The organism is Geothrix sp. 21YS21S-2, from assembly GCF_030846775.1.
Lineage (GTDB): Bacteria > Acidobacteriota > Holophagae > Holophagales > Holophagaceae > Mesoterricola.
The window spans coordinates 2,273,956-2,299,542 of the sequence record NZ_CP132910.1 but is presented as its reverse complement, the minus strand read 5'-3'; the positions used below and the strand labels follow the sequence as shown (position 1 = coordinate 2,299,542).

The 25,587-nt window shown below is 69.4% G+C and carries 23 protein-coding genes; 5 read left to right on the top strand and 18 right to left on the bottom strand.

From position 1 onward, the window contains the following. Positions 1-73: 73 nt before the first annotated feature. Positions 74-1,117, top strand: coding sequence for a GAF domain-containing protein (locus RAH40_RS10185; RefSeq protein WP_306601999.1), 1,044 nt, complete (start codon positions 74-76; stop codon positions 1,115-1,117). Here the strand turns inward: RAH40_RS10185 and RAH40_RS10180 are convergent, their stop codons facing one another. The 10 genes from RAH40_RS10180 to RAH40_RS10135 form a co-directional block, all read right to left on the bottom strand. Next, positions 1,118-1,765, bottom strand: a complete 648-nt coding sequence (locus RAH40_RS10180) for an AAA family ATPase (RefSeq protein WP_306601998.1) — start codon at positions 1,763-1,765, stop codon at positions 1,118-1,120. 84 nt (positions 1,766-1,849) lie between these two features. After that, positions 1,850-2,794 (bottom strand): NmrA/HSCARG family protein, encoded by a 945-nt coding sequence (locus tag RAH40_RS10175; protein ID WP_306601997.1) that lies wholly within the window; start codon positions 2,792-2,794, stop codon positions 1,850-1,852. A gap of 9 nt (positions 2,795-2,803) precedes the next feature. Further along, positions 2,804-3,091: a hypothetical protein gene (locus RAH40_RS10170; RefSeq protein ID WP_306601996.1), complete on the bottom strand. Its 288-nt coding sequence runs from the start codon at positions 3,089-3,091 to the stop codon at positions 2,804-2,806. Between the two features lie 11 nt (positions 3,092-3,102). Further along, positions 3,103-3,537 (bottom strand): nuclear transport factor 2 family protein, encoded by a 435-nt coding sequence (locus RAH40_RS10165; protein ID WP_306601995.1) that lies wholly within the window; start codon positions 3,535-3,537, stop codon positions 3,103-3,105. Between the two features lie 164 nt (positions 3,538-3,701). Then, positions 3,702-4,751 (bottom strand): aldo/keto reductase, encoded by a 1,050-nt coding sequence (locus RAH40_RS10160; protein ID WP_306601994.1) that lies wholly within the window; start codon positions 4,749-4,751, stop codon positions 3,702-3,704. Between the two features lie 20 nt (positions 4,752-4,771). Next, positions 4,772-5,911: an iron-containing alcohol dehydrogenase gene (locus RAH40_RS10155; protein WP_306601993.1), complete on the bottom strand. Its 1,140-nt coding sequence runs from the start codon at positions 5,909-5,911 to the stop codon at positions 4,772-4,774. 19 nt (positions 5,912-5,930) lie between these two features. Continuing rightward, on the bottom strand, positions 5,931-6,515 hold the full coding sequence (locus tag RAH40_RS10150) for a TetR/AcrR family transcriptional regulator (RefSeq protein WP_306601992.1): 585 nt from the start codon (positions 6,513-6,515) through the stop codon (positions 5,931-5,933). A 62-nt stretch (positions 6,516-6,577) separates the two neighbouring features. After that, positions 6,578-7,075 carry a molybdopterin-guanine dinucleotide biosynthesis protein B gene (gene mobB, locus RAH40_RS10145; protein WP_306601991.1) on the bottom strand — a complete coding sequence of 166 codons (498 nt, stop codon included), beginning with the start codon at positions 7,073-7,075 and terminating at the stop codon, positions 6,578-6,580. Positions 7,076-7,098: 23 nt separating this feature from the next. Beyond that, on the bottom strand, positions 7,099-7,353 hold the full coding sequence (locus tag RAH40_RS10140; protein WP_306601990.1) for a hypothetical protein: 255 nt from the start codon (positions 7,351-7,353) through the stop codon (positions 7,099-7,101). Beyond that, the gene (locus tag RAH40_RS10135) at positions 7,350-8,594 is read right to left on the bottom strand and encodes a DUF438 domain-containing protein (protein ID WP_306601989.1); all 1,245 of its coding nucleotides are present in this window, start codon (positions 8,592-8,594) and stop codon (positions 7,350-7,352) included. Before RAH40_RS10135 ends, RAH40_RS10140 begins: the two co-directional genes overlap by 4 nt. A gap of 141 nt (positions 8,595-8,735) precedes the next feature. Here RAH40_RS10135 and RAH40_RS10130 point away from each other — a divergent pair, with 141 nt between their 5' ends. The 4 genes from RAH40_RS10130 to RAH40_RS10115 all read left to right on the top strand — a co-directional run bounded on the left by RAH40_RS10130 (position 8,736) and on the right by RAH40_RS10115 (position 19,225). Next, a complete protein-coding gene (locus tag RAH40_RS10130) occupies positions 8,736-10,619 on the top strand; it encodes a S9 family peptidase (RefSeq protein ID WP_306601988.1) in 1,884 nt (627 codons plus the stop codon). A 124-nt stretch (positions 10,620-10,743) separates the two neighbouring features. After that, positions 10,744-14,826: a putative Ig domain-containing protein gene (locus RAH40_RS10125; RefSeq protein ID WP_306601987.1), complete on the top strand. Its 4,083-nt coding sequence runs from the start codon at positions 10,744-10,746 to the stop codon at positions 14,824-14,826. A gap of 100 nt (positions 14,827-14,926) precedes the next feature. Beyond that, complete coding sequence (locus RAH40_RS10120; RefSeq protein ID WP_306601986.1) at positions 14,927-17,698, top strand: putative Ig domain-containing protein; 2,772 nt, start codon at positions 14,927-14,929, stop codon at positions 17,696-17,698. A 420-nt stretch (positions 17,699-18,118) separates the two neighbouring features. Beyond that, positions 18,119-19,225, top strand: a complete 1,107-nt coding sequence (locus RAH40_RS10115; protein WP_373432559.1) for an IS110 family transposase — start codon at positions 18,119-18,121, stop codon at positions 19,223-19,225. Positions 19,226-19,483: 258 nt separating this feature from the next. Here RAH40_RS10115 and RAH40_RS10110 read toward each other — a convergent pair whose 3' ends face one another. The 8 genes from RAH40_RS10110 to RAH40_RS10075 all read right to left on the bottom strand — a co-directional run bounded on the left by RAH40_RS10110 (position 19,484) and on the right by RAH40_RS10075 (position 25,487). Beyond that, the gene (locus RAH40_RS10110) at positions 19,484-19,663 is read right to left on the bottom strand and encodes a hypothetical protein (protein ID WP_306601985.1); all 180 of its coding nucleotides are present in this window, start codon (positions 19,661-19,663) and stop codon (positions 19,484-19,486) included. After that, complete coding sequence (locus tag RAH40_RS10105; RefSeq protein WP_306601984.1) at positions 19,660-20,679, bottom strand: hypothetical protein; 1,020 nt, start codon at positions 20,677-20,679, stop codon at positions 19,660-19,662. Before RAH40_RS10105 ends, RAH40_RS10110 begins: the two co-directional genes overlap by 4 nt. Before the next feature lie 6 nt (positions 20,680-20,685). Next, positions 20,686-21,207: a c-type cytochrome gene (locus RAH40_RS10100; RefSeq protein ID WP_306601983.1), complete on the bottom strand. Its 522-nt coding sequence runs from the start codon at positions 21,205-21,207 to the stop codon at positions 20,686-20,688. 25 nt (positions 21,208-21,232) lie between these two features. Next, positions 21,233-22,231: an alpha-ketoacid dehydrogenase subunit beta gene (locus tag RAH40_RS10095; protein ID WP_306601982.1), complete on the bottom strand. Its 999-nt coding sequence runs from the start codon at positions 22,229-22,231 to the stop codon at positions 21,233-21,235. Positions 22,232-22,243: 12 nt separating this feature from the next. Beyond that, positions 22,244-23,206, bottom strand: coding sequence for a thiamine pyrophosphate-dependent dehydrogenase E1 component subunit alpha (locus RAH40_RS10090; protein ID WP_306601981.1), 963 nt, complete (start codon positions 23,204-23,206; stop codon positions 22,244-22,246). Between the two features lie 156 nt (positions 23,207-23,362). Then, the gene (locus RAH40_RS10085; RefSeq protein ID WP_306601980.1) at positions 23,363-24,712 is read right to left on the bottom strand and encodes a pyridoxamine 5'-phosphate oxidase family protein; all 1,350 of its coding nucleotides are present in this window, start codon (positions 24,710-24,712) and stop codon (positions 23,363-23,365) included. Next, positions 24,709-25,194: a hypothetical protein gene (locus RAH40_RS10080; protein WP_306601979.1), complete on the bottom strand. Its 486-nt coding sequence runs from the start codon at positions 25,192-25,194 to the stop codon at positions 24,709-24,711. The genes RAH40_RS10085 and RAH40_RS10080 overlap by 4 nt, the downstream gene beginning before the upstream one ends. A gap of 98 nt (positions 25,195-25,292) precedes the next feature. After that, on the bottom strand, positions 25,293-25,487 hold the full coding sequence (locus tag RAH40_RS10075; protein WP_306601978.1) for a hypothetical protein: 195 nt from the start codon (positions 25,485-25,487) through the stop codon (positions 25,293-25,295). Between the last annotated feature and the right edge of the window lie 100 nt (positions 25,488-25,587).

The window sequence follows — 25,587 nt, the reverse complement described above, 5'->3', positions numbered from 1 at the left end:
AAGGTGTCCGCATCATAGCATTGAAATTCGGGCAGAATAGGCCCATCGAGCCAGCATTCCGGAGGTTCCCGGCATGATCGAGTCCACCCACGACGGCAACCCGCTCCTGGCCTGGGGCGGCGCTTCGCATTTCCGGTTCCGGGACCTGCTCCACCGCCTGTTCTCCATGGCCAACCAGGGCTTCCTGCGGCTGGAATTCCTGCAGATGGCCAGCGGCTCCATCCTGGAGTTCCTGGCCTGCGACATCCTGGAGGTGCGCCTGGAGGACGGCGGCAAGGTCTACCGCTGCAGGGCGGAGGTGGGGGAGGGGGGCTTCCGCTTCCTCTGCGACCTCGTCCCGTCGGACCCGGACCCGTCCCTGCTGGCCGACCAGATCATGGCCTCGGTGCTGAAGGGCCAGTTCCTGGCCGCCTCCCCCTTCTCCACCCGGGGGGGGAGCTTCTGGACCAGCGACTCCACCCGTCCGGTGCTCCTCCGGGAAAGCGGCCGCCTGGACGCCCAGGCCCATTCCGTGGTCATCGGCGGGGAATACCGGTCCCTGGCCTTCGTGCCCGTCCCCGTGGACGAGCGCATCCGGGGCGTGCTGTACCTCGGAAGCCGGAAGGCCGACTACTTCACGCGCAACGATGTGCAGTACTTCGAGGGCGTCGGCGAGACCCTCGGCGTGGCCGTGGCCTTCCAGGCGGCCCAGTGGGCCCTGCGGGAACGGGTCAAGGAACTGGACTGCCTGTACGGCATCGCCCAGGTGTCCCAGTTGGATGGCCGCACGCTGGAGGAACAGCTGCAGGACATCGTGGAGCTGCTGCCGCCCGCGTGGCAGTACCCCGAGCTCACCTCCGCCCGCATCCTCTTCAACGGCCGGATGTTCGACACGCCCGGCTTCCAGGAGACCCCGTGGCTCCAGGAGGCGGACATCCTGGTGGCCGGCAAGCTCCGCGGCGCCGTGCAGGTGTACTACGTGCGGGACATGCCCGCCTTCGACGAGGGGCCCTTCCTGCAGGAGGAGCGCAACCTCATCGAGGAGGTGGCCCACCAGGTGGGGCTTCTGGTGAACCGCGGGGAGGACGCCCTGGCCAAGGCCAAGCTCTTCCACATGCTGGAACAGCGCCGGGAGTAGTCAGGCCTCCCGGTCCAGCAGGAAGCGCCGGCCGGCCTCCGCGACGATGCTTCCCACGCAGGCTTCGAGGCCCTCGCCCGAGGGGTCCAGCACCAGGTCGAAGTGCCTGGGATCCCGCCAGTCCGCGCCGGATATGGCCTTGATGAACCCGGCCCGGCCCCGGTCGGAGTCCTCGATGGTGGCCAGGGCGGCCCGGCGGTTGGGGGCCTTGTGGCGCCGGATCAGCGATTCGACCCGGAAGTCCAGATCCGCGTGGATGCTCACGTGGAGCACGTCCGGCTGGTCCTTCAGGGCGATGAACCCGCCTCTCCCGACGATCACCGAGGGGGCGTGCTCCACCATCCGGTGCATCACGGCCTTCTGCACGTCGAACAGATCCCGGCTGTAGATGGGCACCTCATGCAACAGGGTGAAGGGCGCCTCCGGGGAGCCCAGCGCGAAGATGGTCATGAGCCAATCCTTGAATCCGCTGGGGTGGTCCTCCTGGTGGGCCAGGCTGGCGACGGAGTGGCCCATGGCCCCCGCGGCCAGACGCAGGATCCGCCGGTCGCAGAAGTGCCAGCCGAGCCTGCGCGCCGTCAGGAAGCCCGCCTCGGTGCCGCCGCTGCCGATGCTGCGGGAGATGGTGATGGCGGGGTGGCTCGTCATGGACGCCTCCACCCCCAGTTTTCGCTTCCGGGAACCGGATGTAAAATGGCATTTCACATCCCGGTCAAATTCCCTGGGCTGGTCTCAGCCCGGGATCTCCTTCACATGCCGCGCGAGCCACTGGGCGAAGGTCTGCAGCTCCGGATTGACGGAACGGGAGAACGCGAGGTCCCGCCTCGCGCAGAACGCGTCGGCGAAATCCCGGTTGTACTGGAACATGTTGCCCAGATCCTCCGCCCCGGGGAACCCGAAGGTGCGGTAGACCTCCGGCGGGACGTAGGCGTAGGCGATCTGCCGGTCCAGGGCGCTGGAGAGGGCGGATGCCATGGCGGCCCCCGTCAGGTGCTCACCGGCGATGCCCACGGTCCGGCCCACGAGTCCCGCGCCCCGCTTGAAGATGCCGTACGCGCAGCGCCCGATGTCCTCGGCGGCGATGCCGGGCAGCTTGCGGTCCGCCATGGGCAGGACGAAGGACCACTTCCCGTCCTCGCCCTTCTTCGGGCCCATGCCGAAGTGGATGAGGTTGTCCCAGTAGAAGGACGTGAGCAGGAAGGTGGTGGGCACCCCCTCCTCCGCGAAGAACGCGTCGGCGCTGCCCTTGGCGTCGAAGTGGGGGACCTTGTACGTCCCCATCAGCGTGGGCATGCGGTCGTCGGTGAGGGGCACCGAGAGCCGGGTGTCCTCCAGGGTGGACCAGATGACGTGGCCCACGCCCGCGGCCCTGGCGGCCCGGGCGAGGTTCTTCGCCTGGGCCAGCTCCTTCTCGGGGGAGAAGTGCTCCCAGAAGTTGGTGACGCAGTAGGCGCAGTCGGCCCCTTCGAAGGCCTTCACGAGGCTCGCGGGGTCGTCGAGGTCCGCTGCCGCCACCTCGGCGCCTGCCCTGGCCAGCTCCGCGGCCCTGCCTTCCCCGGGCTTGCGGGTGACGGCCCGCACCGCGAAGCCTCCGCCCGGATCCGCGAGCACGGCCCGCACGAGGCCGCCGCCCTGGGCGCCGGTGGCGCCGATCACCGCGATGAGCCGCTTGGCCATGGGACCTCCCTAGGACAGCACGAGGTGGGTTTCGAAGGCCGTCTCCAGGGGCGGCGTCTTGAAGCCGCCGGGGATCCCCTGCCGCATCCTCGGCATCAGGATCTCGTCCCGGAACTCCTCCCAGCTCGCCTTCGAGTCGTGGACGGCGATGACCGTCCAGCCCCCGGGGGAAGGCCCGGCGGCGTGGTAGACCTGCCCCTTGGGAAGGACGGTCCTGCCGGGATGCACGGCGCCGACGGACGCCTCGTACTGCTCCTTGGTGCCGCCCGGGAAGTGGTGAACGATGGCATAGGGCATGGCTTGCCTCCTCAGGCCTTCGCCGACAGGCGATCCAGGATCTCCACCATCGACGGCGACACGTCCGTATGGTGGTGGACGATCCTCCAGGTCCCTTCGTCCTTGCGGTAGATGTTCGTGACCCGGCTGTCGACGGTGGACTGGAGGCCCCCGAGCTTGACGGCTCCGCGTTCGACGCCCAGTTCATAGGCCAGGTCCCCCACGACCCGGACGAGCTGCTCCTCAAGCCGGATCTGTCCTTCCGAGGCGAGGTGGGCCACCTGCGCGAACGAGGCCTGGACCGGTCCCCAACCCGCCTCCCGGCCGCCCACCGGGTGCATGGTGGTCGCCTCGGCGCCATGGTGCCAGACCTCCGCCAGCGGATCCGCATCGCCGTTGGCCATGCGGTTCAAGGCGGAATAGAAGCGCGCCGAAGCTTCACGGACTTCGTCTTCCGGGGTCTGCATGGGTTCCTCCTTGGGGTGGACCTGCGTCCGGCGTCCTCTGGGAGGCGCCTGGCGGGGGCAGGGTGCGGAACAAACCACGGCAAGGATAAACGAAAATGGGAATGAGTCAATGTCTCAACATTGAAATTGCGGTCCGGGGAATCCCGCCGTTCCGGGCCGGATCGTCAGCTCTTCGGCTGGAAGGGCTTCGGCCGCCGCGATCCGCCCTGGCGCTGCAGCATCCAGCCCGGGTATTCCGGCGGGAGGGCGCTGACCGCATCGAGGCGCGCGAGCTCTCCGGCGGAGAGCTCCGCGTCCGTCGCCGCGAGGTTGTCGTCCAGCTGGGCCTGGGTGCGGGCGCCGATGATCACGCTCATCACGTGGGGCTGGGCGAGGAGCCACGCCAGGGCGACGCGGGCCACCGAGATGCCGCGGGCCTCCCCGATTTCGCGCATGGCGGCCACGCAGGCCCAGGCCCGGTCCCTGTCCACGGGCGGGAAGTCGAAGGTGGTCCGCCGGGAGCCTTCCGGGGTGGTGGCGCCGGGGCCGTACTTGCCCGAGAGCAGCCCCCCGGCGAGGGGGGACCAGACCATCAGGCCCAGCTTCTCCTCCGTGAGCATGGGCACCAGCTCCCGTTCGATGTCGCGCCCGGCGATGGAGTAGTAGGCCTGCAGGGTCTCGAAGCGGGCCCAGTTCCTGGCCTCGCTCTGGCCCAGGGCCTTGGCGATCCTCCAGGCCGTCCAGTTGGACACGCCCACGTGGCGCACCAGGCCCTGGCGCACCAGGTCGTCCAGGGCCCGCAGGGTCTCGTCGACCGGCGTGACGGAGTCGTTGCCGTGGATCTGGTACAGGTCGATGTGGTCGGTCTGGAGGCGCTCCAGGCTCCCGTGCACCGAGTCCATGATGTGGCCCCGGGAGGCGCCGCGGTCGTTGGGGCCGGGGCCCATCTCCCCGAAGACCTTGGTGGCGAGGACGACGTCCTTGCGGGCCACCCCCAGGTTGCTCAGGGCCTGGCCCACGAGCCGCTCGGACTGGCCGTAGGAGTAGACGTCGGCGGTGTCGATGAAGTTCACGCCCGCGGCCAGCGCCCGGCCCACGATGCCGTCCACTTCGGGCTGGCCGAGGTCGCCGATGGTCTTCCAGAAGCCGGCCTCGGGGTTGCCCCCGAAGGTCATGGCGCCCAGGCAGATCTCGGACACGAAAAGGCCGGTGCGGCCCAACGGGTTGTATTTCATGGTGGCCTCCTTTCCTGGGACTAGAGGGCCCGCTCCAGGACCCGGCGCGACACGTCCAGGGTGACGTCCCGGCGCTCGCCCAGGGCCGTCATGCCGTGGGCCTCCAGGGCCGCGAGCAGGCCCGGGATGGCGTCGGCGCCGACGCCGTAATCCTGAAGGCGGGTCTTCACGCCCAGGCTCTCGAAAAAGGCCCGGGTGGCTTCGATGGCTTCCGGGGCCGTCCTAAGGCCCCACACGCGCTCCGCGTACTGCTCGAGCTTGGCCCGCTTGGCCCCGATGCGCTCCTCCAGCATCGACGGCAGCACCACGGCCAGGCTCTGGGCATGGTCCAGGCCGAACTTCGCCGTGAGCTCGTGGCCGATCATGTGGGTGGCCCAGTCCTGGGGCACGCCCGCCCCGATGAGGCCGTTGAGGGCCAGGGTGGCGGCCCACACGAAGGCCGCGCGCGCCTCGTAGTTCTCCGGCTCGGCGAGGGTCGTGGGCCCGACGCGGATCAGCGTGCGCAGGATCCCCTCCGAGAACTCGTCCTGCATCGGGGCGTCCGCGGGGTAGGTGAGGTACTGCTCCACCGTGTGCACGAAGGCGTCCACCACGCCGTTGCCGATCTGGCGCGGGGGCAGGGTGTAGGTCTTCTCGGGGTCCAGCACCGAGAAGCGGGGGAAGAGCAGGGGGCTGCCGAAGGGCAGCTTGGTCCCCAGCGAGCGGCGCGTGATGACGGCGCCGCTGTTCATCTCCGAACCCGTGGCGGGCATGGTGACCACGGTGCCGAAGGGCAGGGCGGATTTCACGGGCGCCTTCCGGACGACGAGGTCCCAGGGGTCCTCCCCCGTGAAGGGCACCGCGGCGGCGATGAACTTGGTGCCGTCCATGACCGAGCCGCCCCCGACGGCGAGGATGAATTCGGTGCCGGTCTCCCGGGCCAGCTTCACGGCGCCCATCAGGGTCTCGTAGCTGGGGTTGGGCTCGATGCCGCCGAACTCGGTCACGGCGGCGTGCCGGAGGGCCTCGCGCACCTCGCCGAGGGTGCCGCTGGCCAGGGCGCTGCCTCCGCCGTAGGTGACGAGCACGCGCTGGCCGGCCGGGATCTCCTTGGCCAGGTCCTGGATTCGCCCCTTGCCGAAGAGGATCTTGGTCGGGTTGCAGAAGGTGAAGTTTTGCATGGGATTCCTTGAAGGGTTTTCAGGTGCCGAGCGCGGCGCGGGTGGTGGCCAGGGCCGACTCGAAGGGGGTGGGGTCGCGGCGGACCTTGGCCAGGAGGCTCGCGCCCAGCCAGAGCTGGTAGAGGGAGAGGGCGACGGCGTCCGGGTCCTGCCCGCGCAGGGAACCGTCCCGGACGCCCTCGGCCACGCAGGCCGAAAGCTGGGCCAGCACGCCGTCCGTGCCCCGCAGGAGGACGGCGCGCATCGCTTCGGAGAGGTCCGACACCTCGGCGCTGAGCTTGACCACCAGGCACTGGAGCGCCTCGGGATCCTGGATCTGCGCGTCCCGCCACCGGAGCCAGTAGCGCATCAGGCGGTCCCGGGCGGGCAGGTCCCTGGCGTCCAGCAGGGCCTCCGTTCGCATGAGGTAGTCCGTGAAGTACGCCTCCAGGAGGGCCTCCCCGAACTGTTCCTTGGACTCGAAATAATGGTAGAAGCTGCCCTTGGGCACCTGCGCCGCCTCAAGGAGCTCGGTGAGGCCCATGGCGGAGAAGCCCTTGCGGGAGATGATCCCGTAGCCCGTGGCGAGGATGTGCTTGCGGACGTCGGTTTGGGGCTGCCTCATGGCTTTCAGCCTACTTGAAGTAGACCGGTCGTCTAGAGAAATGTTCCGGAACCCCTGAAGCCTCAGCCCAGCCCGGTGTGGGCCAGGATGAAGTCCGCGATGGCCGCGGGGTCGTTCAGGTCCAGCTGGGGCAGGGCGAGGCCCGGAAGGGGGCTGTCCGTGGCCACCGCCACGATGTCCGGGTCGCCGGGGGCGAGCAGGGGCTTGCCCTCGGATTTCCGGTGGATCTCGAGCTTGGGGTGGGGGTGGGTCTTGAAGCCCTCGATGAGCAGCAGGTCCACGGGGGTCATGCGCTGGATCAGGGACTCGATGGAGGGCTCGGGCTCCTCCCGGGACTCGTGCATGAGCACCCAGCGGCTCGACGTCACCACCAGCACCTCCGAGGCCCCGGCCTCCCGGTGCTGGAAGGAGTCCTTGCCGGGGCGGTCCACGTCGAAGCGGTGATGGGCGTGCTTCATGGTGGAGACCTTCAGCCCCCGATCCCGCAGGAGAGGGAGGACCTGCACCAGCAGGCTGGTCTTGCCGCTGCCGCTCCAGCCGACGATGCCCATGACCTTCATACCGGCGACCTCCGTCAAAGATCCTAGCCGGGTTTCCGGATGCAGGTCCTGAAAGCCCCTGCCTCCCCTTCGCACCAGACGTCCATGCGCAGTTCCCGGAAGACCTCCAGGAGGGGCGCGGGTTCGAAGGTGCTGCGCAGTTCCACGATGCTCCCGGGGGCGCAGGCCTCCAGGGCTTCCCGCACCGGCTGGAGGGGATGGACGCCCTTGGCGAGCATCGCGGTGACGTCCACGGTGAGGATCACGCGGGCGGGATCGTACCAGGTGGGGGCGCTCACAGGGCCTCCTCGTACTGCAGGAGCCGGCGCTCCCCGCTCAGGGCGCGAAGCCGGCTCAGCTCCTGGGTGACCTCCAGGGTCCCCAGGTATTCCCCTCCCTCGTTGCGCACGGCGAAGTAGCGGATGTGGACGAACTTCCCGCCCATCTCGATCCAGAACTCGGCCACGTTCTGGCGCCCCTCCCGGAAGTCGGCGAGGATCTTCTCCACGATGGCCATGCTCTTGGGCGGGTGGCAGTTCTGCACGGCGCGGCCGATGATGGCGCGGCTCCGGGCGAAGACCCGTTCGGGCCCTTCGCTGAAGAAGCCCACGTTGTCCTGGGCGTCCACGAAGGTGAGATCCACGGGCAGGGCATTGAAGATCCCCAGCAGCTGCTCGAAGGAGAGGGTCCCGCTGGGGAACTGCACGGCCTTGGCCGCGGGCAGGAGCAGCGGGTCCTGGGGCAGGCTGGCCTGCGGGGGCCGCCAGCCCTCGGCCGGGGCCACCAGGCACCAGCCGTATTCCCGGCTCTGCTCGAACACCTCGCCCCACTCGCCCTCGGTGAACAGGTGCAGGGCCATGGGGAAGAGGATCTTCTCCTCCTTGTAGATCATGGATTCCAGGGCGTCCAGGGCGGGCGTCACGCCTGATGCGGCCAGGATCTTCAGCTCGGCGCCGCACAGCGTCTCCTCCCGCAGGCCCGCCAGGGCGCCCTTGAGCAGATCCCGCACCTCGTCGTCCTTGCCCCACATCACCTTGGAGGGGCCGGTGTTGCCGTGGCGCTCCAGGATGGTGAACACCAGGTGCTCCTTGCGCCCGTAGTGCTTCTCCACGTCCATGAGGGGGGCCAGGGCCTCCAGGAGGGCCAGGCGCTCCGCCGTGGGCGTCCCCGAATCGGGCAGGGCGGCGCAGGCCGCGGCGCGCTTCCGGGCGAGGTCCGCGGCCTGCTCCAGGGCGCGGTTCTCCCGCTGGAAGGTGTCCACGGGGTGCCCCGGCAGGAGCACCGGCGGCGCGCTGGGTTTGGCCATGACGTCCTTGAGCACGTCGGCGTGCAGGTCGCACATGCTGCGCACCTGCTCCGCGGAGAGCCCTTCGGCCATCAGCTGCTGCTCCATGGCGGCGATTTCAGCGGCGTCCACCTCGGACACGAGCCCCTTGAGGCGCTCCCGCACCGCCTCGGGGGCCTCTCCCCGGTGCAGGTGGAGGATGACCTCCTTCAGGGTCTTGATCCGCAGTTCCTGGTTGTTGATAAGTTCGCTCATGTTTCACGTCCCGGATCCCACTATTCGGCCGGGAGGGGGGCGCCGCCTTGACGGAGGTCAATTTGTTATTTTTTAATGCCGGGCAACCCGATACCCGGGCATAAAATTCCGCCACATTGGGCCACCATCAATGGAGGAATTATGAGTCGTACGCTTTCAGGTTGTCTCATCACGGGTCTGCTGGCCGTGGGCATGCTCGCCACGGCGGTGCCCCCCAAGGCCCCCCCGGCCCTCAAGGACTTTTTCCGCAACCCGGAGAAGACGGCGTTCGCCGTTTCGCCGGACGGGAAGTACCTCAGCTGGGTGGCCCCCTACGAGAACCGCCAGAACGTCTTCGTGCGTCCCCTGGCCGGCGGCCCCGAAAAGCGCGTCACGTCCGAGACGGCCCGGGACATCTCCGGCTACTTCTGGAAGGGCGACCGCATCCTCTACGTCAAGGACTTCGGCGGGGACGAGAACTTCCACGTGGTCAGCGTGGACCTGGAGGGAAAGGACCTCAAGGACCTCACCCCGGGCGAGAAGCTGCGCGCGGAGATCGTGGACGACCTGGAGGACGACCCCGGGTTCCTGCTGCTCTCCCACAACCGCCGCGACCCGCGCGTCTTCGACGTGTTCCGCGTGGACGTGAAGACCGGCAAGGAGGAGCAGGTCGCCCAGAACCCCGGCAACATCACGGGCTGGATGACCGACCACGCCGGGCGCCTGCGGGTGGCCCTGACCACGGACGGGGTCAACAACAGCCTCCTGTACCGCGAGACGGAGAAGGATCCCTTCAAGGTGATCCTGACCACCAACTTCAAGGAATCCGTCTCGCCCCTGCTGTTCACCTTCGACAACAAGGGACTGTACGTGGCCTCCAACCGGGGCCGGGACAAGTCGGCCATCTTCGAGTTCGACCTCGCCACCGCCAAGGAAGGGAAGCTGATCTTCGAGCACCCGCAGGTGGACGTGTCGGGGCTGGCCCACTCCAGGCTCCGCAAAGTCCTCGTCGCCGCTTCCTACACGACCTGGAAGCCGGAGCGCCACTTCCTGGACGGCGAGTCCAAGGCCATGTTCGAGAAGGTTTCCGCGAAGCTGCCGGGCTACGAGGTGGCCTTCACGGCCAGCGACAAGGCCGAGAAGCACTTCATCGTCGCCGCCTACAATGACCGCTCCCGGGGCGCCCGGTACCTCTACGACAAGGCCACCGGCAGCCTCACCCTCCTGGCCCAGGTCTCGCCCTGGCTCAAGGAGGCCGACATGGCGCCCATGAAGCCGGTCACCTACACCTCCCGGGACGGCCTCACCATCAACGGCTACCTCACCCTGCCCAACGGCAGGGAGGCCAAGGGCCTGCCCGTGGTGATCAACCCCCACGGGGGCCCCTGGCACCGGGACGTCTGGGGCTTCAACCCCGAGGTGCAGTTCCTGGCCAGCCGCGGCTATGCCGTGTTCCAGATGAACTTCCGGGGCTCCACGGGCTACGGCAGGAAGTTCTGGGAAGCCAGCTTCAAGCAGTGGGGCGGCACCATGCAGGACGACATCACCGACGGCGTGGCCTGGCTCGTGAAGCAGGGGATCGCCGATCCCAAGCGGGTCGCCATCTACGGCGGCAGCTACGGCGGCTACGCCACCCTCGCCGGCGTCACCCTCACGCCCGACCTCTACGCGGCGGCCGTCGACTACGTGGGCGTCTCCAACCTCTTCACCTTCATGAAGACCATCCCGCCCTACTGGAAGCCCTTCCTGGAAATGATGTACGAGATGGTGGGCAACCCTGAGACGGACAAGGCCCGCATGGAGGCCACGAGCCCGGCCTTCCTGGCGGACCGCATCAAGACCCCGCTCCTCGTCGCCCAGGGCGCCAAGGATCCCCGCGTGAACAAGGACGAGAGCGACCAGATGGTGGCCGCCCTCAAGAAGCGCGGAGTGGAGGTGGAGTACCTGGTCAAGGACAACGAAGGCCACGGCTTCCATAACGAGGAGAACCGCTTCGCGTTCTACGGCGCCATGGAGACGTTCCTGGGCAAGCACCTCAAGCCCTGATGGGCCGCTTGTCTGATCGTTAATCGGGATCAGCCATTGCCCATGGCCAAACCCATCCTCGGATGGGAGTATTGATTCATACCGAGGGGGCACGATGCGACCATTCCGTTGGTTTGGCCTGGTTTTGACTGTCTGTCTCCTCGTCCTTTCGGGCTGCAGCGGCGGCGGGGGGGGTTCGCCCACCCCGGCCGTCCAGGCCCCCTCGGGCCTGGCGTACTCCGCCAATCCGGCCACCTTCACGCTGGGGCAGGCCATCGCCAACGACGTCCCCTCCCACACGGGGGGGGCGCCAACCGCCTACAGCGTCACCCCGGCCCTCCCCGCCGGGCTCAGTCTGGGCGCCGCCTCCGGTGTCATCAGCGGAACCCCGGGGGCCATCACCGCGCGGGCCACCTACACCGTCACCGCTTCCAATTCGGCGGGCAGCGCCGCGGCGGCCGTGGCCATCACGGTGAACGACGCCGCGCCCTCGAACCTCGCCTACACCATGGCCACGGCCGTCTACCAGCGGGGCCTGCCCATCGCGGCCAACCTGGCCTCCAGCGCAGGGGGCGCGGTGGTCTCCTACGCCGTCAGTCCGGCCCTTCCCGCGGGTCTCGCCCTCGACGCGGCCACGGGCGCGATCACCGGGACGCCCCTCGCCACGGCCTCCCCGGCCTCCTATACGGTCACGGCCACCAACACCGGCGGCTTCGCCCAGGCCATCCTCGTCCTCTCGGTGCTGGAGCAGGCGCCGACGGGCCTGGCCTACAGCGCCAACCCGGCGGTGTTCTTCCGGGGCGCCGCCATCGCCGCCGACCTTCCTTCCAGCGCAGGCGGCCCGGTGGCCTCCTACCTGGTGGCCCCGGCGCTTCCCGCGGGGCTGTCCCTGGACGCCGGCACCGGGGCGATCACCGGAACCCCCACCGTCCTCGCAGCCGCGGCCCCGTACGTGGTCACGGCCACCAACACCGGCGGCAGCGCCCAGGCCACCCTCATCCTGTCGGTGGTGGAACCGGCCCCCACGACCCTGGCCTACGGCCTCAACCCCGCGGTCTACACCCGGGGTGCGGCCATCGCCGCCAACACCCCCTCCCACGGCGGGGGCGTGGTCGTCTCGTACGCGGTCAGTCCGGCCCTCCCCGCCGGGCTCGCGCTCAATACCTCGACCGGCGTGATAACCGGGACCCCCACGGCCCTCGCCGCCCCGGACGCCTACGCCGTCACCGCCACCAACACCAGCGGGTCAACCCTGGCGACCCTCATCCTCTCGGTGGTGGACGTGACCCCCACGTCCCTCGCCTACAGCCTCAATCCGGCGGTCTACGCCCGGGGCACCGCCATCCCGGCCAACACGCCCTCCAATGCGGGCGGCGTCCCCAGCGCCTACGCGATCAGCCCGGCCCTGCCCGCGGGCCTGGCCTTCAGCACCGCCACCGGCGCGATCACCGGGACCCCCACGGCCCTCGCCGCTGCGGTCCCCTATGTCGTCACGGCCACCAACACCGCGGGCAGCGCCCAGGCCACCCTCACCCTGTCGGTGGTGGATCAGGCCCCGACGGGACTGGCCTACAGCGCCAATCCGGCGGTGTACACCCGGGGCGTGGCCATTCCGTCCAACGTGCCAACGCACGGCGGGGGCGGGCCGACCGCCTACGCCGTCGCCCCGGCCCTTCCCGCCGGGCTCGCGCTTGACACCGCCACCGGCGTCATAGCGGGGACGCCCACGGCCCAGACCGCCGCCGCCACCTACACCGTGACGGCCTCCAACGCCCTGGGCGGCACGCAGGCCACCCTCACCCTCACGGTGGTGGAACCGGCGCCCACGGCCCTGGCCTTCAGCCTCAACCCGGCCGTCTACATCCGCGGAACCGCCATCACCGCCAACACGCCCTCCCACGGGGGCGGGGTGGTGGCCTCGTACGTGGTCAGCCCCTCCCTGCCGGCGGGCCTGGCCCTTAATACCTCCACCGGCGTGATCACCGGGACGCCCACCGCCACGGCCGCCTCGGCCCCCTACCTCGTGACGGCCTCCAACACCGGCGGCAGTGCGCAGGCCACCCTCACCCTCACCGTGGTGGAACCGGCCCCGACGGCCCTGGTCTACAGCCTCAACCCCGCCGTGTACCAACACGGCACCGCCATCACGGCCAACGCGCCTTCCAACGCGGGCGGGGTCCCCGACGCCTACGCGGTAAGTCCGGCCCTCCCTGCGGGCCTGGTCCTCAGCACCTCCACCGGCGTGATCACCGGTACCCCCACCGCCGCGGCCGCCTCGGCCCCCTACGTGATCACGGCCTCCAACACCGCCGGGAGCACCCAGGCCACCCTCACCCTCCGGGTGGTCGAGGCGGCCCCCACCGGCCTGACCTACACCCTGGCGAAGGCCTACTATTCCGTGGGCGTCCCGGCCACTCCCAACACCCCGTCCACCAGCGGCGGCGATCCCGCGACCGCCTACGCGGTGTCCCCGGCCCTTCCCCAGGGGCTCGCCATCAGCGCCACCACGGGCGTCATCAGCGGGACGCCCACCACCTCCACGGCGAAGGCCAACTACACCGTGACCGCCTCCAATCCGGGCGGCGCGGCCACGGCCTCCCTGTCCATCGTGGTCTATCCTCCCGGCCCGACCCTGGACCTGACCGTGGACGCCATCGAGCTCATGCAGAGCCCCCAGACCCTCGACAACAGCGTGCCCATCCTCGCCGGCAAGAGCGGGGTCGCCCGGGTCTTCGTGGTGGCCAACCAGGCCAACACCGTGGCGCCGGCGGTGCAGCTCACCCTCACCAACGACGGGATCCCGGTCGCGGGCTACCCCAGGACCATCCCGGCCCCCGGCGCCAGCGTGCCCCTGGCGGTCGCCGAAGGAACCCTGGCCTCCAGCTGGAACCTGGCCATCCCCGGCTCGGACCTGGCCGCCCCCGCGGGGACCGGCTACGCCCTCACGGCCGTGGTGGACCCCCAGGCCCTGGTCGCCGAGGCGGACCGCACGAACAACACGACCACGGTGGCGCTCACCGGCGCCACCGTGCCCACCTTCCGCACCACGATCTTCCCCGTGGTTCTCTCCAGCGGAACGGGCAACATCACGGAGGCCAACAAGGCCGCCTGGGTGGCCCGGCTGGCCAAGATGTGGCCCGTGGCCGACGTGGACGTCCTCGTGGGGGCCACCTTCACCGGCTCGGTGGCGACCCTGGGCTCCGACGGAACGGGCTGGAGCGCCCTCCTCAGCGATCTCGCGCTCAAGCACCAGGCGGATGCGGCCACCAACCGCTACTACTACGGGGCCCTGAGCATCCCCTACGGCAGCGGCGTGGCCGGCCTGGGCTACATCGCCGGCCCGGGCGCCAACTACCGCTACCGCACGGCCATCGGCTGGGACAAGGCCAGCGGCTACGCCGACGGCGGCAAGTACCCGGAGGTCTTCGCCCACGAGATCGGCCACACCTTCGGCCTTTATCACGCCCCCTGCGGCGGAGTCGCCAACCCCGACGCCGGCTATCCCTACGCCAACGGCATCATCGGCACCTGGGCGTACGACAGCGTCTCCAACACCCTCTACGCCCCCACGTCCTGGAACGACATCATGGGCTACTGCAGCCCCAACTGGGTCAGCGACTACAACTACAAGAAGGTTCTCGCCAACCGCAACGTCACCGGCGGGTTCCTGGTGGCCTCCCCCGAGGACCCCCGGGAGTGCCTGCTCGTGCGCGGCCTCCTTCACGAGGACGGCACGGTCGAGCTGCTCCCCGGGTTCCGCACCGGGGCGGCGCCGACGATCCCCCCGGTGGAATCCGACCTGCGGGTGGAGGGCCTGGACGCCACGGGCCGGCTCCTCTTCACCGCGCCCCTGGAGGCGGTGGAGGCGGGCTGCGGAGGGGCCCCCCGCGACCGGCATTTCCTCGCGGCCCTTCCCCTGGCCTCCAGCGACCTGGACGCCCTGGCGGACCTGAGGATCCTGAAGGAAGGCCGGATCCTGGCCAGCCGCACCTCGGCCGGGGCCCCAAGCGCCGGTCCCGCGGTCCGCCGCGCCTCCGGCGAGGACGTGACGATCACCTGGGATGCCCGTGTCCATCCGGGGCTCCTGGTGCGGGATGCCTCCACCGGGGAGGTCATCGCCGTCCTCGCCGGCGGGGAGCGGACGATCCGGACCCAGGCCGCCGCCCTGGACCTGGTGTTCAGCGATGGAATCAAGGGCCACACCACCCACCTGAAACAGGTGGATTGAAGCCCGGAAACGAACGGAGAAGCAGTTATAAAATATTCAACGAACCCCATGAGACTCATTATCTTATAATTGGGTTGGCGACGTTTGCCGCGGGGGCATGATGCGACCTTTCCGATGGATCGGCCTTTTCCTGGCCGGCAGTCTCCTTGTCAACCTCGGATGCGGGGGGGGAGGCTCCTCCACGCCGGCGCCCCAGGGACCCGCCAATCTCACCTACGCCGCCAACCCGGCGGTCTTCACCATCGGCGAGGCCATCACCCCCGATCTGCCCTCCTCCACGGGCGGAACCCCGGCCCGGTATTCCGTCACCCCCACCCTGCCGGCGGGTCTGAGCCTGAGCTCCTCGACCGGCGCCGTCAGCGGAACCCCCACCGCCATCACAGCCAGGGCCACCTACACCGTGACGGCCACCAACTCCGCAGGCGGCACCACCGCGGGGCTCACCATCACGGTGAACGACGCCGCCCCCACGGGGGTGTCCTACGGCATCCCCACCGCCGTCTACGCCCGGGGCGCCGCCATTGCCGCCAACACGCCCTCCCACACCGGCGGCACGCCCACCGGCTATTTGATCGAGCCGGCCCTTCCCGCGGGCCTGTCGCTCAGCTCCGCCTCCGGCGTCATCACCGGAACCCCCACCGCCGTCACGGCCGCCGCCGCCTACGTCGTGACGGCCTCCAACGCCACCGGCAGCGTGACCACCACGCTCACCCTGTCCGTGGTGGAAGTGGCCCCGGCCAACCTCACCTACACCCGGACGACGGCGGCCTACCCCCGCGGCATCGCGATCACGGCCAACAGCCCCTCCTTCAGCGGCGGCGCGCCGACGGGCTACGTCGTCAGCCCGGCCCTTCCCGCGGGCCTGGCCATGGACCCCGCCACCGGCGTCATCTCCGGGATGCCCACGACGCTGACGGCTCCGGCCAGCTATGTCGTCACGGGCTCCAACCCCGCGGGCAGCGCCCAGGCCACCCTCACCCTCTCCGTCGTGGAGGTGGCTCCCTCGGGCCTGACCTACACGGTGACCAGGGCCTACTACGCGGTCGGCACCGCCATCGCGGCGAACGTCCCATCCACTTCGGGCGGCGGCGCCGTGGCCTCCTACGCGGTCAGCCCGTCCCTGCCCCCAGGGCTGGCCCTGAACACCGCCACCGGCGTCATCAGCGGCACGCCCACGGCGGCGACCGCCATGGCGACTTACACCGTCACCGCCTCCAATGGCGGCGGCTCCGCCACGGCGGCCCTGTCCATCGTGGTCTTCCCCCCCGGCTCCACCCTGGATCTGGCGGTGGCGAAGATCGAATTCACCCAGAGCACCCAGACCCCCGACAATTCCGTGCCCATCATCGCCGGCAAGAACGGACTCGCCCGGGTCTACGTGCTGGCCAACCAGGCCAACACCGCCGCGCCCGTGGTTCAGGTCACCCTCACCAACAACGGAACCGCCGTCTCCGGCTATCCCAAGACCGTCGCCGCACCGGGCGCCGGCACCCCGCTGACGGTGGCCGAAGGCACCCTCGCCTCCAGCTGGAACCTGGCCATCCCCGGAACGGACCTGGCGTCCCCGGTGGGCACCGGCTATGCGATCGAGGCGGTGATCGACCCCGGAGGCCTGGTCGCCGAGGGGGACCGCACCAACAACACGACCACGGTCGCCCTCGCGGTGACCACGGTTCCCACCTTCCGCACCACGATCTTCCCCGTGGTGCTGTCCAGCGGCACGGCCAACGTGACCGAGGCCACCAAGGCGTCGTGGGTGGCGCGGCTGGCCAGGATGTGGCCCATCGCCGACCTGGACATCCTCGTGGGGGCTCCCTTCACCGGTTCGGTCTCCACCCTCAGCGCCACTGACGACACCACCTGGAGCAAGCTCCTGAGCGACCTCTCCGCCAAGCACGCCGCGGACGGCGCCACCGGCCGGTACTACTACGGGGCCGTGACGACGCCCTACGCCAGCGGCACGGCCGGGATGGGGTACGTCCCGACCCTCAACTCTCCCTACTCCGCGCGCACGGCCATCGGCTGGGACAAGAGCGCCAACTATGCCGACGGCGGGCTCTACCCGGAGGTCTTCGCCCACGAGGTCGGGCACAATTTCGGCCTGTCCCACGCGCCGTGCGGGGTCTCCTCGTACGACACCGGCTATCCGTACGCCAGCGGCGTCATCGGCGTCTGGGGCTACGACAGCACCCGGAACATCCTCGAATCGCCCACCTCGGTGGTGGACGTCATGAGCTACTGCAGTCCGGTCTGGGTGAGCGACTACAACTACAAGAAGGTCATCACCACCCGCGCGGCCACCGGCGCCTACGTGGCCACGGCCGCGGATACGGCCCGGGAGTGCCTCATCGCCCGGGGCATCGTGCACAAGGACGGCTCCGTCGAACTGCTCCCCGGATTCCGCACCCGCGCCGTCCCGTCCCCGGTCCAGCCGGAAGGGGACCTGCGCCTGGAAGGCCTGGACGCCGGCGGAAATGTGGTCCTTACCTCCCCCATGGAAGCCGAGGAGATGGGTTGCGACCCGGGTCCCCACGACCGGCACTTCCTCGTGGCCCTGCCCGCGGCCTCCGCCGACCTGGATGCCCTGGCCAGCCTCAGGGTCCTCAAGGACGGGCAGATCCTCGCAAGCCGCACCTCGCCCCGGGTCGTTGCGGGGCAACCCTCCCTGCGCCGGGTCTCGGCAGGCGAGGTGGCCCTGGACTGGGACGCCGCCGCGCACCCCGCCGTCATGGTCAGGGACACGGCCACAGGGGAGGTGGTGGCCATCCTCGAAGGCGGCCAGCGGACCTTCCAGACTTCGGCGGCCTCGCTGGACCTCGTGTTCAGCGACGGCGTGAAGGGCCACACCACCCGCATGAGGCAGGTGGACTAGCCATCATCGCGGGGCCTTCTATTTCTAAAACACCATCTAGACATCATGTATTGGCCTGACACGAATCAGGCGGGCCGTTAGAACGAGATCCCCGGGGGCTCTGCCCCCAGACCCCCGGGATTTATCGCCTGAAGCCCAGAAACTGGGCCGGTTGGAAAGGCGGTTGCCAAGGACGGGGCCGGATGACTCCGGCCCACCCTGTTTCCGGGCCCGGGTCGGCGCTCGGGTCGCATCCCTGCGGTAGCCCTAACCTCCGCCCGGCTGTCTAAAGGGTGGTGCGCAAGGCCCACCGAGGCAAGGCCCCAGGCTCCTCAAAGGGGCCTGTCCGTCCTTAAATGACGCGGGTTAAGCTCAGTGCGCATTACACAACCGGCTCAGAGCCGTAATTGAGGAGGACAGGCCGTGAACGATTCTAGCAAGGTGAGCAAGTACGTCGGGCTGGATGTCCACAAGGAGACGATTGCGGTCTCGGTGGCTGAAGCCCACGAAGGGGAAGTTCGGTACGTGGGTGAGATCGCCAATACACCGGAGGCCGTGGTGAAACTTGTGAGGCAACTCCGGAAGGATGGCGCGACGCTTTCGTTCTGCTACGAAGCGGGCCCCTGCGGTTACATCCTTTATCGGCAACTACTCGCTTTACGGCTGGAGTGCCAGGTTGTGGCGCCGTCCCTCATTCCCAGGAAACCTGGGGACCGGGTCAAAACCGACCGCCGCGATAGTCTGACCTTGGCCAGGCTCCACCGGGCCGGGGAACTAACGGCAATATGGGTGCCCGACGAAGCCCAGGAGGCCCTGCGGGATCTGACCCGGGCTCGGGAGGACCTGAAGCATTTGCAGCACGTCGCCAAGCAGCGACTGTTGGCCTTCCTGCTGCGGCACGGGCGGACCTATTCCGGAAAAACCCGGTGGACCCAGGCCCATCTCCGCTGGCTGGAAACCATGAAGTTCGACCAGCCGGTCCAACAAATCGTCTTTCAGGAATATGTCGATACGGTCCAGGCCATGACCAGACGGGTTGCGGCCTTCGACGAGCAGATCGAAACCGCCGGATCGAGTTCGGCCTTCTCCAGGCTGATCGAAGGCTACATGGCCCTGCGCGGGATCAACCGCCTCACTGCGACCACGATCGTGGCTGAGATCGGCGATTTGAGGCGATTCGCCAATGCACCCCAGTTGATGAAGTATCTGGGGGTGGTTCCCAGCGAGCATTCCAGTGGCGAGACCCGGTCCCGCGGGGGGATCACCAAGACCGGCAATGGCCATGTGCGCAGGGTCCTGGTGGAGGCAGCATGGACCTACCGGCATCCCGCGAGGAAAACCCCGAGCCTGCAAAGACGGGCCGAACGTGCTCCAGAAGCAGTGCAGACCATCGCCTGGGCTGCACAGAAGCGCCTTTGCGCACGCTACCGGCAGTTCGAGGCCAGGGGCAAGAAGAAGGTCCAGACCTGCACGGCCATCGCCCGCGAGCTGACCGGCTTCCTCTGGGCCATTGGCCAGGCCCTGCCACCGCCTACCCCCAAGCCTTAGCTGGCTGAAGTGCAGCCGCAGTGTGTCGGCAGCAGAACGGACAACGGTGGGAGAATCCTCGAACCCTCTAAGAGGCATTCGCTTCTGGAATGACCCTCGCCACTAGATCGAGGCAGCTCCTCGACGAACCCGTTGTCATGCGGTACCCAACCCGCGCATATCAGACTGATCAACCGTCGGCATGCCGTCCGTTCTGCTCCCTACACACTGCCGGAAAAGAGAAATAGTTGGCTGCCAGCCTTGACAGGCCAATACATATCAGAGGTTAGGGCGCTGGAACCGGTTGAGCAGGCTCTTCAGGTTGGCCTCCCGGGCCTCCAGGCCAAGCTTGAAATCCATGTTCCTGGCGTGATGCACTTCCACCCGGGTCTCTTCCAGCTCCTTCACCAGAAGGAGTTTCAGGAGATCCGCCTCCTGCTCGGCAAGTTCCATGATCATGGCGCCCTCCTCGGGTCGGATGGGCCGTTTCCTGCGGGTCCGGGGGGAAGCGTACGGCCGTCGCCGGGGTCGCGCAAGGACGCGATCCAGGCCCGTACGAGTTCAGCCGCTTCCCGGTCCGGCAGGGCGTTTCCCATGGGGGGCATGCGGGCCTCGGCGTGGCCGGAGGCCATGCGGTAGAGCAGGGAGCTGTGCCCGGGGTCTCCGGGGCGGACGATGGAGCTCGGGGCCTCGTCGCCGGGGATGCGGTAGTGGCCGAGGCGGCCCACGGTGGTGGCGGTGCCCGAGCCGGGGGTCAGGTCGAGGCTGACGCCCCGGATGGGGCTCGCAGGGGTATGGCAGGTGCCGCAGTTGGTCGCGAGGTAGCCCAGCACGGCGCGGGCCCGGGGACTGTCGGCCTGGATGCGCGGGGCGGGGCCCGGCGGCAGGGGCGGGTCCAGGAGGCGGCGCTCGGCCAGGGTCCGGAGGGTGGCCATGTCCGGTTCGAGGGGCTCGGCGTGGGGGGCCAGGGGATCCCGGTCGGGGGAGAGCTGCAGGGCGGTGAAGCCCAGCACCGGAGTGGGGCCGTTCTCGTGGCAGGCCCTGCAGTCGGCGGTGGAGGGGATGGCGTGGCTCAACCCGCCGCCCAGGTCGGCGGTGTCCCCCACGCCCGCGGCCGGCGCCAGGTCGGCATCGCGCTGGTCCTCCCGCCAGCGGTAGGCGGCGTAGACCCACTCGGTCTCCGCCGCCTTCCACAGCATGCGGGTCTCCACCTTCCGGCCACCGAAGGCGAACTCCTTCCAGAACTTCGTGCCCACCGGGAAGTCCCAGGCGCCGGGGTTCTGGGTGCCGATGGCGGTGCCCGGGGGCAGGGCGATCCACCGCGACTTGCCGGCCCCGTCGGACCAGAGCGGGTACTGGGGGGAGTAGCGCAGGTTGCCCGCGGCCACCCGGCCCTCCTCGTAGAGTCCGGTGAGGGAGAGCTGCGCGGGGGGGGCGGCGGCCAGGGTCAGGGCGAGAAGGAACCGGGGGAGCACGGGACCTCAGGAGCGGGGCGGGAGGATGTCCGGCACCGCGTTGCGGATGGGCCTGGTGGTCTGGAGGAAGGCATAGATGGCCTTGATGTCCTCGTCGGTGGCCTCGTTCACGGCGGGGATGGGCATGGGGGGCAGCACGGGGCGGCCCTTGCCCAGGTGGCGCCCGGTGCGGAATATCTGGATGAAGTCCTTTTCGGAGACGGCGCCCATGCCGGTCTCCTTGTCCGAGGTGAGGTTGGCCGAGAAGGTCGTGCCCCAGGGGCCGGAGAAGGCGGTCATGGTGCCGCTGCCCACCCAGGCCCAGGGGCCCTGTCCCAGGTCGGGGGCGGGGGGCATCTTCAGGCCCGCGGGGTGGCCGGAGAGGAAGCGGTCCATGTCGGGTTCGGGGCCCTTGGGCCCCATCTTCAGGGGGGTGTGGCAGTCGTTGCAGCCCATGGTCTTCACCAGGTAGGCGCCGCGGGCGGCGGGGGTCTGGGCCTGGAGGGAGGCGGCCACGGCGAGGACGGCGAAAGTCGGAAGCAGGTTCACGGAATCTCCTTGGGTGGGGCGGGAATCAGGCTCCCGCGGGGCTGGGGGCGAGCTTGAGGGCGGCGGAGTGCGAGGCCAGGCGGAGGGCGGCCTCGGCCACGGCGCCGGCCTGGGGGATGTAGGCCTGCTCGAGGACGTAGCTGGAGGGCGGCGGCACGTCGGGGCCGGTGAGGCGCACGATGGGGGCCTTGAGGTCGGCGAAGGCCTTCTCGGAGAGCAGGGCGGCCACTTCGGCGCCGACCCCGCAGAGGCGTCCGGCCTCGTGCACGATCACGGCCCGGCCCGTCCGGGCCACTGACGCCAGGATCGTGGCCTCGTCCAGGGGCTTGAGGGTGCGCAGGTCGATCACCTCGGCCTCCACGCCCTGGGCCGCCAGGGTCTGGGCGGCCTCCAGGCAGGCGTCGACGGTCTTGGCGTAGGAGATGAGGGTCACGTCGGACCCCTCGCGCACCACCGAGGCCTTGCCCAGGGGCACCAGGTGGTCGCCTTCGGGGACCTCGCCGGGCTTGAACGAGAGGGCCATGTCGGTGAAGAAGAGCACCGGGTTCTCGTCGCGGATGGCGGACTTGAGCAGGCCCTTGAAGTCGGCGGGGTTGGAGGGCATCACCACCTTCAGTCCGGGGGCGTGCACGAACCAGGACTCCAGGTTGTGGTTGTGGTGGGCGCCCACGGTCCAGCCGCCGCCGGTCATCGCCATGACGACCATGGGGAACTTGAACTGGCCGCCGGACATGTAGCGCAGCTTGCCCGCGCTGTTGACGATCTCGTCCATGGCGAAGCAGAGGAAGGGCGCGAAGAGCAGGTCCACCACGGGCCGCAGGCCCGTGGCCGCGGCGCCGGCGGCGGTGCCGGCGATGATCCCCTCGGCCAGGGGGGTGTTGCGCACCCGGGCGGACCCGAAGGCCTCCAGGAGGTCCTTCCGCTTGGTGGCGACGCCCTCCCCGAAGATGAGGACGGTGGGGTCGCGGCGCATCTCCTCGGCAAGGGCCTGGCCCACGGCGGCTTCAACGGTGATGTTCTGCATTGGGGATTCCTTTCAGGCGTAGACGTCGGTGAGGAGTTCGGCGGGGTCGGGGAAGGGCGAGGCGGAGGCGAAGGCCGCGGCGGCCTCCATGGCCTCCCGGGCCCGCGCGGCCATGTCCGCGAGGCCGGCCTCGGTGGCCAGGCCCCGGTCCAGGAGGCTGCGCTTCATGCGGAGGATGGGGTCCTGCGCGCGCCAGAGGTCCAGCTCCGACGGGTCAACGTAGGACTGGTCGTTGGGCTCCATGTGGCCGCGCAGGCGGTAGGTGTAGGTCTCCAGCAGGAAGGGCCTGCGCGTCGCCCGCACCTTGGCGGCGGCGTCCTTCGCGGCGGCCAGTACGGCCTCCACGTCGTTGCCGTCCACCGTGAGGCCCTCCACGCCGTAGCCCGCGGCCCGGGGCGAGATCCGGTCCCCGAGCATGGTCTCGTTCCGGTGCACGAAGGCCTGCCAGTGGTTGTTCTCGCACACGTAGAGGATCGGGAGCTGCCACACCGCCGCCAGGTTCAGGGACTCGTGGAAGATGCCCTCCGCCGCGGCTCCGTCGCCGAAAAAGCACACGGCGATCGCGTCGCTGCCCTGCATGGACAGGGAGAGGCCAACGCCCGTGGCCAGGGAGAGCTCGCCCCCCACGATGGTCGACGTGAGGATGACGCCCAGCTCCTTGGCGGAGACGTGCAGGGTGCCGCTCTTGCCCTTGCAGTAGCCGCCGGACCGGCCCATCACTTCGGCCAGCACCCTGCCGGGGTCCGCGCCCCGCGCCAGGAGGTGGCCGGCGCTGCGGTGGTTGGTGAGGATGAGGTCGGCGGGCTCCAGGGCGGCCACGACGCCCACCGCGGAGGCCTCCTGGCCCACGGAGGTGCACACGTGGGGGAAGGGGCCCTTGGTGTGGAAGTCGGCGATCTGCTCTTCGTAGGCGCGGATGAAGAGCATCCGTTCCAGGAGGGCGCGCGGGGTGGGTTCAAAGGGGTATCGGTTCATGTTCTCCTCGTCAATTTCCAAAGGTCTGCCAGGAGTGGCGTGCGGCTCCGGGGGGGAACGCTGCCTTGGGCGACATTGCAAAATTACGCCCCCGGACGGGGGCGGGTTATTCCAAGTTCCTTAATAAGATTTTTTTAAGATCCCTTTAAGGTTCCCTTAGGATTGCGGGACGTCCTCGAGGTGCAGGGCCCGCTCGACGCAGAGGCGGAACCGGCCCCGGCCCGTCTTCTCCATGCGGACGCAGGCCTCCCGCTCCACCAGGCGCCGCCCCAGCAGCACCAGCCGCGCCTCCAGGTTGTCGCTGAGGCCGGGCAGCTTGATCCTGGGGTCCAGGCGCAGCTCCCGGTTGTTGAAGGTGGTGCGCTGGAGCGTGACGTGGTCCCTGACCAGCGTCCAGAAGATGCTGCCGGCCACGCCCTTGATGAGGTAGTCGCCGTCCAGGAAGATGCTGTCGTCCTCGGCGTAGTGCCGCACCACCAGGGGGCCTCCCCCCACGCACCCGGGCGGGGGCTCCGGAGGCTCGGAGGCGGGGTCCTCCGGGGGCTCCTGGCCCGTCTCCAGGTCCTGGACGACCATGCCGAACTGGGCGGCCACGACCATGAGGGCGTCCTCGTCGTCGTAGGTGAACCGCGAATCCTGCGGGCTCTCCACGTACAGGACCCCCAGGAGCCGGCCCCGGGCCTGGATGGGTATGGCAAGCTGGCTCGCGGGTTCCGCCAGGCCGGGCAGGGGGATCCGGGTGTCCAGGCGGTCCCCCATGCCCTCCTCCTCCGCGCTCCGGCGCAGGGCGCGGCCGTAGCCGTACTCGGAGGTGGCGTGTCCGATGCGGATGGGAGTGGCCATGCGGGCGCAGACGCCGATGACCCCCTCGCCCATGGGGATCTCCGAGCCGATCCCGGAGCGGTCGTAGCCGCGGGTCGCCAGCGTGTACAGCTTGCGGCCCGCGGTGTCGGCCATCAGCACCATGGTGTGGCCGATGTCGAAATCCTTCTCCATGCAGTCCAGGATGCCGCCCAGGAGGCTCTCCAGGTCCTGGGCCGCGGCGAGGCGGGCCGCGGAGGAGCGCAGGGCCGTCATGCGGCTGGGCTGCGCCGGCGGCGGCAGGGGCTGCCCGGGCACGAGCTCGATCTCCAGGACCTCGAAGACGTCCGAGCCCAGGAGGCGGAACACCCCGGTCATGCCTTCGTGGGAGGCGATGCCCGCGAGCTTGGCCTTCATGGTCTCGAACAGCGGTCCCTGGGTCTCGGTGCGCAGGTAGCGCAGCGTCATGCGGTACTGGGCCGCGGTGAGGGGGCTGGTCACCTGGAGCCGGGCCGTGGGGTTGGCCAGGATGTTCCGGCGGGTCTTGTTGAAGAACTGGTAGGAGAGCGCCAGGTGGCGCTCGTCCACGTACTGCACCTGGGAAAGGGCCGTGATGTTGGGGGTCCCGTCGGGATCGCAGGTCGCGACGTAGCCCGGCACGGCGCCCTCCAGGCAGTCGCGGATGGTCTCGAGCCGGATGGTCATGGGGCGTCCCCCAGGGGATCGCCCGCGGACGGGCCCGGTGTCTGGCTGAAGGCGGAGGTGGGCGTGAAGGTCACCGCCACCCAGTCCTCGGGGGTCTCCCGGGGGCTGGCGAAGAGGGCGCGGATGAGGTGGGGCGGGTAGCCTTCGGGTTCCACAACCCGGAGGAAGGTCTCCACGTAGGCACGGATGCGGGCCGGTTCACCCCTGCCCAGGGGCGCCACGGCGGCGTCCGTGCCCTTGAACTGGTAGGAGCGGTGGGTGACGGGATGGGAGGCCACCACGGCGATGGTGCCGTTGGCGCGCACGTCCTCCAGGATGTCCGCGGCCTGGGACCGGGAGAGGAACACCGACAGGCGGCGGCGGTCCCGGGAGACCCGGCAGCCCAGGGCCCGGCTCACCGCCGGGATCCCCCCCCTTCCCCGGGAGGCCACGCACACCGACATCCCGCCCTCCAGGAGGGCGACAAATTCGTCATGGGCCAATGGAGAAAACTTCTGGTTCATCGGCCTGGAATGGTACCAGACCCGGCAGCCAAGCCAAGGGAAAGTCGATCAAAACCGTCGGAGATCCTCCGGTCCGTTCAGCCCTTCTTGGCGTCCTTGGGGCATTCCTGCTTGCAGCAGTCCTTCTTCTTCTCGGAAACCTTCTTTTCACAGGCTTTCGAGTCCTTGCAGCCTTCTTTCGCACAGGCGGCAGCCTTGGCCGGCTTCTTGGGCTCTTCGGCGCGGGCGGCGGCGAAGGAGAGGATGGCGAGGGCGGCGATGAACGTCTTCACGGAAGCTCCTGGAGATGGAATTCCAGCATTTTAGCGCGTTTTCCCCGTTTGCGATAAGAAAAAGAATTGGAATATACCCGCATGGCCCGGCCCCGAATTG